Origin of the sequence: Parabacteroides sp. B2-S-102, assembly GCF_023656665.1 — a bacterium.
Lineage (GTDB): Bacteria > Bacteroidota > Bacteroidia > Bacteroidales > Tannerellaceae > Parabacteroides > Parabacteroides distasonis.
This window is the reverse complement of record NZ_JAMOKM010000001.1, coordinates 577,635-592,424: the sequence shown is the minus strand read 5'-3', so window position 1 is coordinate 592,424 and position 14,790 is coordinate 577,635. Positions and strand designations below refer to the sequence as shown.

General features: G+C 41.2%; 16 protein-coding genes. 7 read left to right on the top strand and 9 right to left on the bottom strand.

Annotated elements, in window-relative coordinates; genetic code table 11:
- The first annotated feature begins 8 nt into the window (after positions 1-8).
- Together NBH07_RS02515 and NBH07_RS02510 are read left to right on the top strand one after the other, a co-directional pair.
- Positions 9-416 (top strand): hypothetical protein, encoded by a 408-nt coding sequence (locus tag NBH07_RS02515; RefSeq protein ID WP_005862287.1) that lies wholly within the window; start codon positions 9-11, stop codon positions 414-416.
- Positions 417-461: 45 nt separating this feature from the next.
- Positions 462-2,771, top strand: a complete 2,310-nt coding sequence (locus NBH07_RS02510; protein ID WP_009017463.1) for an outer membrane beta-barrel protein — start codon at positions 462-464, stop codon at positions 2,769-2,771.
- Between the two features lie 44 nt (positions 2,772-2,815).
- Here NBH07_RS02510 and NBH07_RS02505 read toward each other — a convergent pair whose 3' ends face one another.
- Positions 2,816-3,388, bottom strand: a complete 573-nt coding sequence (locus NBH07_RS02505) for a hypothetical protein (RefSeq protein WP_008772150.1) — start codon at positions 3,386-3,388, stop codon at positions 2,816-2,818.
- Positions 3,389-3,489: 101 nt separating this feature from the next.
- Here NBH07_RS02505 and serB point away from each other — a divergent pair, with 101 nt between their 5' ends.
- From serB to NBH07_RS02490, 3 genes are read left to right on the top strand one after another with little or no spacing between them, the layout of a single operon-like run.
- Complete coding sequence (gene serB / locus NBH07_RS02500) at positions 3,490-4,716, top strand: phosphoserine phosphatase SerB (protein WP_005856925.1); 1,227 nt, start codon at positions 3,490-3,492, stop codon at positions 4,714-4,716.
- A 25-nt stretch (positions 4,717-4,741) separates the two neighbouring features.
- Positions 4,742-5,047: a Dabb family protein gene (locus NBH07_RS02495; protein ID WP_005856923.1), complete on the top strand. Its 306-nt coding sequence runs from the start codon at positions 4,742-4,744 to the stop codon at positions 5,045-5,047.
- Positions 5,034-5,504, top strand: a complete 471-nt coding sequence (locus NBH07_RS02490) for a C-GCAxxG-C-C family protein (RefSeq protein WP_011966318.1) — start codon at positions 5,034-5,036, stop codon at positions 5,502-5,504. The genes NBH07_RS02495 and NBH07_RS02490 overlap by 14 nt, the downstream gene beginning before the upstream one ends.
- 9 nt (positions 5,505-5,513) lie before the next feature.
- On the opposite strand, the gene NBH07_RS02485 is transcribed toward NBH07_RS02490, so the two are convergent.
- On the bottom strand, positions 5,514-6,218 hold the full coding sequence (locus NBH07_RS02485) for an MgtC/SapB family protein (protein ID WP_005856919.1): 705 nt from the start codon (positions 6,216-6,218) through the stop codon (positions 5,514-5,516).
- Between the two features lie 136 nt (positions 6,219-6,354).
- Between NBH07_RS02485 and NBH07_RS02480 the strand changes: the two genes are divergently transcribed.
- The gene (locus NBH07_RS02480) at positions 6,355-7,116 is read left to right on the top strand and encodes an exodeoxyribonuclease III (protein ID WP_036628709.1); all 762 of its coding nucleotides are present in this window, start codon (positions 6,355-6,357) and stop codon (positions 7,114-7,116) included.
- Between the two features lie 101 nt (positions 7,117-7,217).
- Here NBH07_RS02480 and NBH07_RS02475 read toward each other — a convergent pair whose 3' ends face one another.
- The 5 genes from NBH07_RS02475 to NBH07_RS02455 form a co-directional block, all read right to left on the bottom strand.
- Positions 7,218-8,135: a dihydroorotate dehydrogenase gene (locus NBH07_RS02475; protein WP_005856916.1), complete on the bottom strand. Its 918-nt coding sequence runs from the start codon at positions 8,133-8,135 to the stop codon at positions 7,218-7,220.
- Positions 8,123-8,908, bottom strand: coding sequence for a dihydroorotate dehydrogenase electron transfer subunit (locus tag NBH07_RS02470; protein ID WP_005856914.1), 786 nt, complete (start codon positions 8,906-8,908; stop codon positions 8,123-8,125). Before NBH07_RS02470 ends, NBH07_RS02475 begins: the two co-directional genes overlap by 13 nt.
- Before the next feature lie 65 nt (positions 8,909-8,973).
- Positions 8,974-9,423 (bottom strand): helix-turn-helix domain-containing protein, encoded by a 450-nt coding sequence (locus NBH07_RS02465; RefSeq protein ID WP_005856911.1) that lies wholly within the window; start codon positions 9,421-9,423, stop codon positions 8,974-8,976.
- A gap of 840 nt (positions 9,424-10,263) precedes the next feature.
- Positions 10,264-11,286, bottom strand: a complete 1,023-nt coding sequence (holA, locus tag NBH07_RS02460) for a DNA polymerase III subunit delta (protein WP_005856906.1) — start codon at positions 11,284-11,286, stop codon at positions 10,264-10,266.
- Between the two features lie 19 nt (positions 11,287-11,305).
- Positions 11,306-12,082 carry an AMP nucleosidase gene (locus tag NBH07_RS02455; RefSeq protein WP_005856904.1) on the bottom strand — a complete coding sequence of 259 codons (777 nt, stop codon included), beginning with the start codon at positions 12,080-12,082 and terminating at the stop codon, positions 11,306-11,308.
- 55 nt (positions 12,083-12,137) lie between these two features.
- Between NBH07_RS02455 and NBH07_RS02450 the strand changes: the two genes are divergently transcribed.
- Positions 12,138-12,599: a type I restriction enzyme HsdR N-terminal domain-containing protein gene (locus NBH07_RS02450; RefSeq protein ID WP_005856901.1), complete on the top strand. Its 462-nt coding sequence runs from the start codon at positions 12,138-12,140 to the stop codon at positions 12,597-12,599.
- Positions 12,600-12,660: 61 nt separating this feature from the next.
- On the opposite strand, the gene NBH07_RS02445 is transcribed toward NBH07_RS02450, so the two are convergent.
- Positions 12,661-12,912 (bottom strand): hypothetical protein, encoded by a 252-nt coding sequence (locus NBH07_RS02445; RefSeq protein WP_009017466.1) that lies wholly within the window; start codon positions 12,910-12,912, stop codon positions 12,661-12,663.
- A gap of 568 nt (positions 12,913-13,480) precedes the next feature.
- Positions 13,481-14,755 (bottom strand): NADH:ubiquinone reductase (Na(+)-transporting) subunit F, encoded by a 1,275-nt coding sequence (nqrF, locus tag NBH07_RS02440; RefSeq protein ID WP_010182986.1) that lies wholly within the window; start codon positions 14,753-14,755, stop codon positions 13,481-13,483.
- Between the last annotated feature and the right edge of the window lie 35 nt (positions 14,756-14,790).

Here is a 14,790-nt window from a genome sequence, read left to right as displayed (position 1 = left end):
AGACAATCATGAAAAAAAGTAATCGCGTGTTTATCGCCTTGATAGCGACATTATATATCGTTCCAGCCCTCACTTTCGGCGTTGCCCAGTTTACGTCGGAAAAATGCCTTACAGGTTTCACGCAAAAGTTTCAGATTATCCAGATAGATAATCCGGAGTTGAAAGCGGAAAACATAAAAGTCGATACGAGAACCGCCTCCGAATTTCCCCGGGGGCAAATACTGGAAGCAAAGGATCGGTCGTTACTCTATTACGAGGGAATGAAACGGTATTTGCCGGAAGTCAGCCGCCACGATTCTCTATTATTGGTTAGCGGGGCGAGGGACGCCGGGCAAGATAAAAATCTCACGTTGCATATCCGTATCAACAATATCCAGAAGATCCGTCTGAACGGAGAAGAGATTTGGACTAAGTAACAAGCACATACACACATTATTTCTTAATCATTAAATCGTACTATAATGAAACAAATCATTATGGCAGCCCTTCTTATATCCTTTTCTTGGGGTATTCGGGCACAACAATTACAGATCCGGGGGAAAGTCATTGATCTATCCGACAAGTCTCCTCTTGAGTTTGCGAATATCACGCTTCAAACAGCCGATTCCGCATTCATCACAGGGACGACGACGGATAGTAAAGGACTTTTCCGGATCGAGAAAGTCAAGGCCGGAGATTATCAAGTATCTGTTTCCTCCATAGGTTACAAGACCTCGGTAGTCTCCGTGCTGGGACTTTCCCAGAATATAGATCTCGGTACGATCTCATTGGCATCCTCCTCTATATCCTTAGATGAAGTCACGGTCAACGCTTCCGCTATCCGTAATACGGCGGACCGTAAGATCGCGTTCCCTACCTCCGAGCAAAAAGCGGCCTCCAGCAATGGCATCAATCTATTGAACGCCTTGATGCTTCCTCGTTTGGAAGTAGACCCGATCCGGAATAGCGTATCGCTACCGAATGAAGGGACGATTCAATTCTGCATCAACGGTATCAAGGTGGAGCTATCCGATATCCGGGGCTTATCGCCACAGGAGGTAATCCGGGTAGAATATCATGATAATCCGGGCTTACGTTACGGTAACGCCTCTGTCGTACTCGACTACATTGTCCGGAGGGAAACTAGCGGCGGTTCTGTCAATCTGGATCTTAGTAATTCACCGACCACCTCTTTTGGAGACGATCAGGTATCGACGAAGTTCAATCATAAGAAATCAGAGTTCGGATTGCAATACGCCGTCCGTTACCGGAATCCGTATCATATCTGGACGGAAGGAGTCGAGACCTTCCGCTTTGAGAGTGGCGAGACGATGGAACGTACCTCGGAAGGTCTGCCAAGAGGAATGTCCGAGACCGCTCATAACCTCTCTCTTAATTATAATCTGGTAGATAACGACCATTATTATTTCAATGCCACGCTACGCTATTTCTTATCAGACGAGGATAAAGGTGGCGGCAAGAACCTGTATACCAACAATAATCCCGAGGATAAGACATACGCTTGGAATCCAAATAGCAACTCTACCAAACGTCCTTCCCTCGACCTTTATTACCAACGCTCCTTACCACATAAGCAGACATTGATACTTAATATGGTAGGTACGTACATACATACGAACGCAAACCAAATGTATCAAGAATGGAAAAACGATATCCTCTTATCGGATATCTTGTCGAACGTGGACGGAGACAAATATTCCATCATCGGCGAGGGAATCTACGAACGGCAATTCGAGGCCGGTCGATTGGGAGGAGGATTGAAACACACCCAATCGTGGACGGATAACACCTACAGCGGAACGGTTGGAGGACGAACCAAGATGAAACAGTCGGAGACGTATCTCTATACGGAATTCAGCGGACGTGTCAAGAAGTTGAATTATACCGCCGGAATAGGTGTCTCCCGCTCATGGCTCAAGCAAGAAGGTGAGGAAGATTATCAATATTATACGTTCCGCCCAAAGGTATCCTTACAATATAACTTTACGGATAATATGTATTTCCGGGTGAACGGTAGCGTAAATAATGTCTCACCTAGCCTATCGGAGCTAAGCGCCATCGAGCAATACATCGATACGCTCCAGATACGCCGGGGAAATCCTTATCTGAAACCCTATAAGAGTTATGACATGCAAGCCAATTATCTATATAAAAAAGGAATATTCACCGGAGACTTAAACTTTTATTACAGTAATAGCCCGGACCGGATCATGGAGGAAGTGATACGAGAAAATAATAAGTTCATTCGCATTACCGATAACCAAAAAGGATGGCAGAAACTAAGCGGTGACTTGACATTACGTGTCGGCCCTATCATCAAGCGGATCGTAAGCCTATCCGTGACAGGTGGCGTTAATCGTTATATTAGCGAAGGAAATAGTTATTCGCATACCTATACCAATTGGTATTACCGGGCTTCCGTCATGGCTATGTACAAGAAGTTCATGGCTATGTTCCAGATACAAAGCAGCTACAACCGGTTTATCGGAGAGTTATTAAAAGGTGGCGAGAATATCCACATGTTTATGTTCCGGTACAATCAAGGTAAATTCGCCGTTGGAGCCGGACTGATGATGCCTTTCTCCAGCCAGTACAAACGGGTAGAGGAAAACTGGAACGCTTACGCTCCCAGCCATACGAACATGTATGCGAACGACTTCTCCCGGATGTTGATGCTAACCTTCTCTTGGAACTTCGATTTCGGCCGCAAGTTTAAGGAAGGCAAGAAGAAACTTTGGAATAGCGACGAGGATTCGGGTATCATGCGATGATCCTCAAAAAGAAAAGTCCGGTATTAATTACCAGACTTTTCTTTTCAATCTTCAGGAGGGGGAATTGGAACCCCTTCTTTAATAAACTCATCATATACGATCTTAGGATGGTCTTGCGGAGAAGCCAGTTGATATTCCGCGGTGAAATTATCCCGCCTAAAATTCTTCAGCTTAAGGTTTTCCACGCTGTAATTTCTCAAGGTCTCTTTCCTGTCACCAAACAAAGAGCTGTTCAATACCTCCGAATCCAGAATGTTTTCTTTCGGAGTCATTGTAGGCAAAAGGTTTTGCTCCAGCAATCCTCTATAAGCGCCAATGTATTCGCACCAAACAGAATTACCTTTTTGATAGATCCGATAGGTGTAGTTAGACCAAGCTGTCGTTACATGAATCTCATGCTCCCAGATATCGACGGATGCCTCTGAATCAAAGTAGGGATCTTTAATCGTCACACGTCGTAATCCATGATTCTCATCTCTCACTAAAGTCAGCCACTTATCTGAATGAAGTATTTCAGAAATAATGTCGGGCAACTTTTCCTTGATTTCAAATTGGATTCTCATACATTTCGCCTGCCGGTCAGGACTTTTTAAGGTTGCCAGGTTCTCATTAAACATTTTGTCGTTAATACGATAAAACAAATATAAGCAAAAATGTTTAATATATTATACTCTTTTTCGATAATTCTTACGTACTTTTGCCTAATAGAATGACAAATATGGCACAAAACGACGAAATAATACTGATAAATATCAATGGAGCGGATCGTCCGGGTGTAACGGCGGCTCTTACGGAGATTCTAGCCAAGAACAACGCTGTTATCCTCGATATCGGTCAAGCGGATATCCATAACCATTTATCATTGGGTATCTTGTTTCAAAGCACGGAAGGAAATTCCGGCGATATATTGAAAGAACTACTGTTCAAGAGTTACGAATTAGACGTCAATATCCGTTTCAATCCCATTACAGAGCAAGAATATAGTAAATGGGTAGGTATGCAGGGCAAGAACCGATATATCATCACGATATTAAGCCGAAAGCTTACAGCCAAGCAAATCGCGGGTGTTTCCCGGATCGTAGCGGAGCAAGATATGAATATTGATGATATCAAGCGGCTCACGGGACGTATCCCGTTGGACGAGAATGCCCGTACCCCCAAGGCGAGCGTGGAGTTTTCCGTACGTGGTACCCCGAAAAACAAGGAGTGCATGAAAGCGGAGTTCATGAAACTTTCCACGGAGCTTGAGATGGATATCTCTTTCCAAGAGGATAGCATGTATCGCCGTATGCGCCGTCTGATTTGTTTCGATATGGACTCTACCTTGATAGAGACGGAGGTTATCGACGAGTTGGCGATACGTGCCGGAGTTGGCGATCAAGTAAAAGCGATTACAGAGGCAGCCATGCGTGGAGAGATCGATTTCTGCGAGAGCTTCCGCCAGCGTTGTGCCTTATTAAAGGGGTTGGACGTATCCGTGATGCAGGAGATCGCCGAGAATCTACCGATCACAGAAGGTGTAGACCGTTTGATGCGTATCTTGAAAAAGGTGGGCTTCAAGATCGCTATCCTTTCCGGAGGTTTCACTTATTTCGGTAATTTCCTTAAACAAAAATATAATATCGACTATGTATACGCCAACGAGCTTGAGATCGAGAATGGCAAGCTAACGGGTAATCATGTGGGCGATATCGTAGATGGGAAGCGGAAAGCGGAATTATTACGCCTGATCGCGCAAGTGGAGAACGTGGATATTCGCCAGACCGTAGCGGTTGGCGACGGGGCGAACGACTTGCCGATGATTAGTATCGCCGGTCTAGGTATCGCCTTCCATGCCAAACCGAAGGTAAAGGCGACCGCCAAGCAATCTATCTCTACGATTGGCCTCGATGGTATCTTATATTTCCTTGGATACAAGGATTCGTATTTGGATGAACAGATGTAATATATATAATTAATGTATAGCGATTATGATCAGACATATTGTAATGTTTAAGTTGAAGGAGTTTCAAACTCCGGCTGAGAAGCAAGCCAAAATGCAAGAAATTAAGGATAAACTGGAAGCCTTAATCAATAAGATAGACGTATTGAAAATGATCCGTGTAGATTTTAATTGTAATCCGGCGGAGACTTGGGATATTATTTTAACTACTGAATTGCCTACCTTGGAAGATGTAAATACGTACGCTAATCATCCGGAACATGTAGCGGTCGCTAAAGGAATTATTGGCCCGGTAAAGGCGGACAGAGCTTGTGTTGACTATGAAATCCTTTGATATAGAGGAGCGTGTGAACCAAGCGGTCCACAACTTCGAGTCCGGATATAATTGCGCTCAATCTGTATTCCTCGCTTATTCGGATGTCTTCGAGTTGGATTTAGAGCTGGCGAAAAAGATGTCTGTATCTTTTGGAGGAGGTGTCGGACGCATGCGTGAGGTTTGTGGTACCGTAAACGCAATGGCGATGTTAGCCGGATTTAAGTATCCGGTATTTGATCCGCTAGATCAAGAGGCGCGTGCCCGCAACTATGGCATGGTACAAAAAATGGCGGCTTTATTCAAGGAGAAGCATGGGACGATCATTTGCCGTAGCCTTCTTCCTCCGGAAGAGACATCGACGAATCCCTCTCCTTCCGCACGCACGCAACAGTATTATGCCAAACGTCCTTGCGGTAAATACGTTAAGGAAGCGGCTCGTATCGCCGGGCATATGCTAAAGGGTGAACTTGAATAAACGGCATTGTCAAGCTAGAAGACGTATTTGTGAAATATAACCAAGTTTTCGAATCTCAGTGAATAACTCACTGTAAGAGGACTTGGATTTCACATTGACTTTATAGGTAATTGTCGACGTATTCTTGTCGTAATTATGCTCATAAGAAAGACTTACGATAAATATGCTCCTATTTTCCAAGATTTTCCGGATACCTTTAAGATCGGGAGTCGAGGTTGAGCAATTTATCGTAAGTATTTTATTAACACCATCCAAATACATACGTCGCTCCAGCCTTTCTAAAGAAACCAATACGAACAAGGTAAATGCCGTAGTGATAGAAGCGGCCAAGAACATGCCGGCACCAGCGGCCAAACCGACTACAGCCATTACCCAAATACAAGCCGCCGTAGTGAGTCCATGCACGCTTCCATGACTTTGAATAATAGCTCCTGCTCCCAAGAAACCAATACCTGTAAGGACTTGGGCGGCGATACGCCCCGGATCTCCATTCAAGAAATTCGGATAGGTTTGTGGTATCCAGATAGATATCAACATGGCGGCGGCAGATCCCATACAGATCAAGGTAAAGGTCCGCATACCAGCGTCCCTACGGCGAAATTGTCTTTCTACACCGATAATAGCGCCAAGCACGAAGCTGATAGCTAATCGTACGGCGGCGGTCGAGGCCGTTATCTGAGTATTCTCTAAAATATCGTTCAAATGTTCCAGCATAGTCTGTCATTCATTCTAAGTTATACAAATATAGAAAATTTCTATGTACCGATTATGGAATGAAAACAATGTAAAATCGTCAAAAGTTGTATCTTTGAGACAGAATAAAAGTCATTCACCTCTAAACTTAGAAAAATTGAAAATAATAACGTACAATACAAATGGATTAAGGGCTGCCGTAGGTAAAGGCTTGCCCGAATGGTTGGCTCAAGAACAGCCGGACGTGTTATGTATCCAAGAGACAAAGTTGCAACCAGACCAGTTCCCGTCAGAAACATTCGAGACTTTAGGATATAAGTCTTATTTGTTTAGTGCCCAAAAGAAGGGATATAGTGGCGTGGCCATTCTTACGAAACAGGAACCGGATCATATCGAGTATGGAATGGGAATCGAGAAGTATGATAATGAGGGACGTTTCCTCCGTGCTGATTTCGGGGATGTATCGATCGTAAGTGTCTATCATCCTTCCGGGACTAGTGGGGATGAACGGCAGGATTTTAAGATGATATGGCTGGAAGATTTCCAGAAATATGTCGTTGAGTTACAGAAATCCCGTCCGAACTTAATTCTCTGTGGCGATTACAACATTTGCCACGAGCCGATAGATATTCATGATCCGATCAGGAACGCAAAGAACAGTGGTTTCCTTCCGGAAGAACGGGAATGGATGACTCGCTTCTTATCCGCAGGTTTTACGGATACATTTCGCTTCTTGAACCCGGATAAGCAAGAATATACATGGTGGAGTTATCGCTTCAATTCCAGATCTAAAAATAAAGGATGGCGTATTGATTATTGTATGGTTAGCGACAATATGAAGCCGAAAGTTAAAGCCGCTTATATATTAAACGATGCCGTACATTCTGATCATTGTCCGGCCGTATTAGAGATCGAATAATTTTTCATAATAAAAAGAAAGGATGTGTTCTTTTTGCGTAAGCGAACACATCCTTTTTTATTATTGAAAAAATGGAAATAAAGTCTATAAATGAACTTAGATTATCTCTGAATATCCAATGCTCCGATCAACTCTTTTACTGATTTAAAACCATGTCGGTCACAATAGTCATTCAATCCATCAATAACCTTGATAGAAACAGTTGGATCTACAAAGTTATAAGTTCCGATCTGGATAGCACTAGCCCCAGCTAACATGAACTCCACGGCATCTTTCCAATTTGAAATACCTCCCAAACCTATAATTGGAATCTTTACCGCATGATACGTTTGCCATACCATACGTAGAGCTACAGGTTTTACGCAAGGCCCGGAAAGACCTCCAGTTATTGTAGATAATATAGGTTTACGTTTCTCTGCGTCGATGGCCATTCCAAGCATCGTATTAATTAACGAAACAGAATCCGCACCCTCCGCTTCAACAGCTTTAGCGATCTCCGTAATATCAGTTACATTAGGAGAAAGTTTTACAATAAGTGTCTTTGGATAAACCCTACGAACAGCCTTAACAACCTCTCCTGCACCACACGTAGTAACGCCGAAAGCCATACCACCTTGCTTTACGTTCGGACAAGAAATGTTCAGTTCGATAGCGGGAATCCTATCTAACTCTGCGATCTTTTCCGCACACTCGACATACGTTTCAACCGAAGACCCACTCACGTTTACGATCATATTCGTATTGATGTCCTTGATCTCCGGATAAATATGCTCAGCGAAATAATCGGCGCCTTTATTCTGAAGCCCCACGGCATTCAACATTCCGGAAGGACTCTCCGCCATTCTTGGATAATCATTACCTTCACGAGGTTGGATAGTGGTACCTTTCACGAAAATACCCCCCAAACGTGAAATATCCATGAAATCAGCATATTCTATACCATATCCGAACGTGCCGGATGCTGTCATTACCGGATTTTTCAACGGTAAATTCCCAATGTTTACATTTAATTCAGCCATGACAATTTCTCAATATTAAATACGGGACCTTCTGTACATACACACACATTATGACCTTCCTTGTTTTTCTCTACGCAGCACAAACAAGCACCTATGCCACAAGCCATCGTGTTCTCAAGAGAAACCTCGCAAGAAATAGCTTCCGCACCTGCGTATTTCGCTACCGCCACCATCATTGGTTTAGGACCACAAGTATAAATCTGGTCAAATCGGACCTCTTTAAGGATCGTATGGTTAGTCACATACCCTTTCTCGCCTAGCGAACCATCTTCGGTTGTGATATAAACCTTACCAAATCTCTGGAATTCATCTAATTGCAATACATCATCCTTAGAACGAGCTCCAAGTAGAAAAGTAGGCTCAAAACCGGCTTCTTTTAAACAAGCTCCTAGATATAACATCGGAGCGGTTCCAACACCACCACCAATCAGCAAAAGTCTTTTGTTCTCCTGTTCCTTGGAAGGAATTGTAAAACTATTACCCAGTGGTAGCATTATGTTTACAATATCACCGGGACGGAATTCTGCCATTTTTCTCGTGCCATCACCAACAAGTTGAATCAATAACCACAACTCATTTTTAGACTTATCTACATAGTTGACAGAAATCGGACGACGTAAGAATGTTGTAGGAGAGTTTTCTACATGAACCTCTACAAATTGTCCGGGAAGCATCTCTGGAAGATTCCCATCCGAGGTTAACTTTAGCAGGCAATAATTTTTATGAAGGTGACAGTTTTCAGTCACCTTCATGTCTAAGATGTACTTCTTCATATACACGATTACTCAATTTATCCGCAAAGATACATGAATATAACGTATATACCGAACAGTTTACCTTAGTCTTTCTTGTTTTTTTCAGGGACGAAAGTATCAAACGTATTGTCGGAGTAAAATATCATTATTTTACTAACATTTTTAGAAGGCTTTTCTTGGCATATAACTTGCTCTACAACAGGTTGTTTCTGGATGTTTACAGGTGTCTCAACCCCAATTTCCTTGCGATTTTCGGCAACAACTTGTACATTGGGACGATTTTCAAGCATATTTGTAAACAAATTAGGTTCAGTTAACACATGTTCTCGGATCATTTCGCCTTTGCCAAACAATAGCCAGTCAGAATCAACATAAGTGAACCGTTCCAGTATTTTTAGCAGAACATCCAAACTCGGATTATTTCTCCCAGATATAATATGTGACATTGCCGAACGCTGTATACCGATCGATTCGGCAAATTTAGAAGGGGTAAGTCCTTCACGTTCCATTATTTTTAAAATACGATCTCTCATATTCATATATATCTTAAATTCTTACTAGAATACTGCCATTATGACCGTTTACTAAGATAAATGTCCATAAAGCAAACTGGATACAAAGATAAATCAATATTTCCATTTGTGCAATTTATTTTTATAAAACTAAATTGATACATATGTGTCACACCGATACATATGTGATGGGTAGAACTGTAAACCGTGTTCAAGAAGGAGGTATAGAGTATTTAGAAAAACTTTAGAAAAATAGCATATATATCTGATCTATATGTAAATATAATAATACATATAATGTATAGTTAGGGGGTTTTTATACGTTTGTAGACGAAAAAACATGTTTAGTTAATGTAAACAATCAATATTTCTATATAAAAAACTGGTTATTTATAATTTATAGCAAATCTTACGTGGATAAAGAAATATATAGTAATCCATGATTTATATTAGTAATGTAAACATGATACATTTGTAACGTCTATATAATGATTACAAAAACCACCAACATTTGTAATCTACTCAAATACTTTTATTGTATATATGATTGTAAACATCCATTCCTCGGTTATATTTGTATACAATATAATTTTACTCTATTTATTTTACTGCCAACTTGTCTATTTTTCCTTTAACGGATAATGAAGGCAATCTATGGCTATACCGATTATAGCTTTAAGTATGGATTTCTTGGAATTTTTGAGGAAGAAGTACGTGATTGAATAAATTTTAAAATCTCAGAGAGATAAAATATGCGTAATTAATTGATAAATAAACAAAAAGGCCTCTTTTTCCAGTTTGACTTTTTCATCATTCTAGGAAAAAAGGCCCTTTTGCCTGCACTAAGTCTATGATTTCTGTTTAATGTAAAATTTTGTAAAGTAATTCTTTTAGTAAATCTGCATCTGTCGCTGAAGAGTTTTCCACTCCCTTAGATCTTGCGTCAGTCGTTCGGATATCGCTGATCAAATTAAAAACTTTCATCGCTGGATAATTTTTCATCCCCAAAAGATAGTCCTTTACTTGATAAGTTCCCCGTAAACCAAGTGCGGTCATCAATCCTGATTCCGATCGATCCTTTGAATAATAACAAATCAGCAAGTTTGAAAAATAGTTAAATAATACAGGAAGTGTCATCTGTATCGGATTACTTTTAGGGTTTTTCTCAAAATACTGAGCGATCCGGTTAGCCTTTAATATATCCTTCATGGCAAGTGCCTTTATCAGCTCAAAGTTATTGTATTCTTTACTAATCCCTATATTTTGCTCGATCAATTCCGGTGTGATGCGTTTTGAGGCCTTTTCAGCCAAGATAATTGCCAGCTTATCTAATTCCTTATTGAGACGGTTTAAATCGTTTCCAAGGAAATCTGAGAGCATTTGAGCGGCTTTTGGATCGATACCGATAGAACGCTGTTGCATCAAAGAGGTGATAAAACTCGGCATTTTATAATCCGGGATCTTTTTTGACTCATATAAAATACCGTTTTTATCGGTTGCGGCCGCTAACGCACGACGGCGATCTAAAGTCTTATATTTGTAATTTATGACCAAAATAGTTGATGACAAAGGATTCTTCACATAACTGCTCAGCAACTCTATATCTCTCACTAATTGAGCCTCTCGAACAACGATCAATTGATATTCGGACATCATCGGAAAACGACGTGCCGCATTGATAATAGAAATAGCATCTGTATCTGCGCCGTATAGAATAATCTGATTGAAATCTCTCTCAGATTCCTCTAATACGCTTTTTAATAACAAATCTGTTATTTGATCGATGAAGAAAGGCTCTTCGCCCATTAACACATAAACAGGCTGAAACTTCCTTGCTGTTATATCCCTACAAATCTCCTCGAAAGTAATTTCTTTTTTTGCCATAAATTATGAGGTTTCGCTATTACCAACTAAAACGGATATGACGGATGGTTTTCTTACCATCCAAAATCTGTTGAAGAGCTTCAACTCCCAACATTACCTGTTCTCCTACAAATTGTTGAGTTACCTTCCGGTCACTCGCTTCTGTTTTTACACCATCTTCTTCCATCGGTTTATCCGATATCATCAACAATGCACCCGTAGGTATTTGGTTAGCGAAACCGGCAGTAAGCAAGGTTGCGGTTTCCATATCGATACCAGTGGCATGCGTACTACGAAGATATTCCTTGAAAGCATTATCGTATTCCCAAACCCTGCGATTTGTCGTGTAAATCGTACCTGTCCAATAATCTTTTCCATGATCACGTATGGCGGAAGAAATGGCACGAAGCATTGAAAAAGCGGGCAATGAAGGTACCTCAGGTGGTAAATACTCATTCGACGTTCCCTCACCTCGGATCGCCGCTATTGGCAATACATAATCCCCTAATACATTCGCTCTTTTTAATCCTCCACATTTACCGAGGAAAAGCACCGCTTTGGGCATGACTGCTGATAATAAATCCATGATTGTAGCAGCGTTCGCACTTCCCATCCCAAAATTGATAATGGTAATCCCTTCTGCCGAGGCATTGGGCATCGAACTTTTCAATCCCAAAATCGGGACATTAAAATGATCCGCAAATATCTCGACATATTTAGTAAAGTTAGTGAGTAATATGTGCTTAGTGAAGTCTTCTAGCTTTCGCTCGGTATAACGAGGCAGCCAATTTTCTACGATTTCTTGTTTTGTTCTCATAAATAACTACCTTTGAGGTGCATTTTAGTTAGAATATAAATAGCAAATATAGCAAATGCTCCCATTAAATCTACCAAAATTCTCAGTCAAAGTTACGGAGAAAGCAGGAAAGCCTTCTATTTGGGATCCTGTACGCCGAAAATTTGTCGCATTAACGCCAGAGGAATGGGTACGACAACATTTCGTGAACTATTTGGTCACGGAAAAAAACTATCCTCAAGAACTTTTAGCGAATGAAGTAGCGGTGAAACTAAACGGAACATCCAAACGATGCGATACCGTTGCATACAATCGGTTTCTAGCACCTCTAATGATTATTGAATATAAAGCTCCACATATCGAGATAACAAGCGCTGTATTCGATCAAATCGTACGTTATAACATGGTCTTACACGTAAAATACTTAACCGTAAGCAACGGCATCCGTCATTTTTGTTGCAAAATTGACTATGAGAAACAGACGTATGCTTTCCTCGAAGATATACCGGAATACAATCTATTGGAGAAAATCGTTTAATTATCTAAAATAAGTCCCCCTTATCCTTCTATGCACTCGCACGGATCAGATAAGGGCTTACTCAGCCCAACCAGTGAGTAGTTCTATCGATCAGGAATTTACAGCTTGCAGATAAGTCATCTTGTTCTATATACTCGACATCACCGGAAGTCTTAGAAGGTAGCACCATATCTGATACTTCTACCTCCTCATTTTCAAGGCTGGCAAACTTAAACAGATTATATATGCTTGATAGAAAGAGAAGAAAAAGAAACAGGAATGCCTTTGCGACACTTCCTGTTTTTTCTATATATTGAGTAGATTTCAAATCCATATCCCACGCATTAAAAGTTACATGGGCACAAACATAGCAATATTCGTCAAATAAACAAATATTTTAACACGAAAATTTTATTTCGTAAAGAGATAATCCTCCGGTTTTGCGATTCGTAAAATATATTCCGGAGTATTAGGGAGCCTTTTCGCATACAAAGTGACAGAATCACTCCTCTCAGGCATCGTAGAATTAGATTCCAACGATATCTGGTCAACATTACGCAATTTTATTTCATCATCTTTATCGAAAAAGAATGAGTATCCTAATAAAACCGCAAAAAAAGATAAAATCAATGGCTTCATGTCTAACTTGTTTTTATGACTATATAAGCTTAGATGCTTATAAAACGATAAACGCTGCATATTATTTCAAAATAATTACATTTTTAATGTGCCGACATAGAAGTACGACTTATTTCGTTAATGAAGTATATATCCTATGACACATGCAGTATATATCCTATAGCATTTGAAGTATATCTTCGTAAAGAGGAGTTTCAGGGCCAAAATAAAAAAGGCGAGGATCTTAACCCCCGCCTTCTATCTGTAGATATAGAAATCCTATTTTATCCACCGAAATCATCGAAGTGCAACATCTCACGAGGTACACCCAAGTTATCCAGCATATTTTCCACGGCCTTTGACATCGGGCCCGGACCACACATGTAGTATTCGATATCTTCCGGAGCCTCGTGATCCTTCAAGTAAGTATCATGGATTACTTGATGAACGAATCCAGCCGTATATTTAACACCCGCAGCATCAGCGGCAGGATCAGGACGGTCAAGCGCCAAGTGGAACGTAAAGTTTGGGAATTCTTTCTCTATTTCCAAGAAATCTTCCAAATAGAACACTTCGTTCAAGGCACGCGCGCCATAGAAGTAAGACATCTTACGATCCGTAGTCTTCAACGTCTTCGTCATGTGCATGATTTGGGCACGCAACGGAGCCATACCAGCACCACCACCAATCCACATCATCTCTCTCTTAGAATCGAAAATTGGGTGGAAATCACCATAAGGACCACTCATAGTCACCTTATCACCCGGTTTCAACGTAAAGATATAAGAAGAAGCGATACCCGGCATCACATCCATGAAACCAACTTGTGGTTTCGGTTTGAACGGCGGCGTAGCGATACGCACGGTCAACATGATACGGTCACCCTCAGCAGGATAGTTAGCCATAGAATAGGCACGGATAGACGGTGAGTCGTTCTTACACTTCAAACCGAATAAACCGAATTTCTCCCAAGCCGGCAGATACTCGGGGCCGATCAAGCTCTTATCGATATCCTTGTTATAATCCATTGAGTATGTAGGGATCTTGATCTGAGCGTAAGAACCCGGAATAAAGTCCATGTGCTCACCTTTAGGCAACGCAACGATAAACTCCTTGATAAATGTAGCGACGTTCTTGTTACTGATAACCTCGCATTCCCATTCCTTAACGCCAAATACCTCGTCTGGTACCTGAACGACCATATCCTCTTTCACCTTGCATTGACAAGCCAAACGCCAATGATCTTTCACTTGTTTACGAGAGAAGAAACCTTTCTCAGTAGGTAGGATCTCGCCACCGCCATCAATAACTTGAGCACGGCACTGACCGCATTTACCACCACCACCACAAGCGGAAGACAAGAAGATGCCACCGCTCTGTAGCGCACCTAGCAAAGTTCCACCAATCGGGGTCTCTATATCTTTCTCTCCGTTAACCTTCAAGCTTACATTCCCTGAAGGCACCAATTTTGCTTTGGCGAACAAAAGCAAACCGACCAAGATCAGCGTGATCAATAAGAATACTATTGCGCTGACACCAATCGTAAGTCCGCCCGACATTAATAAAGTCATCTTTATATTTTGTTTAATGCGTT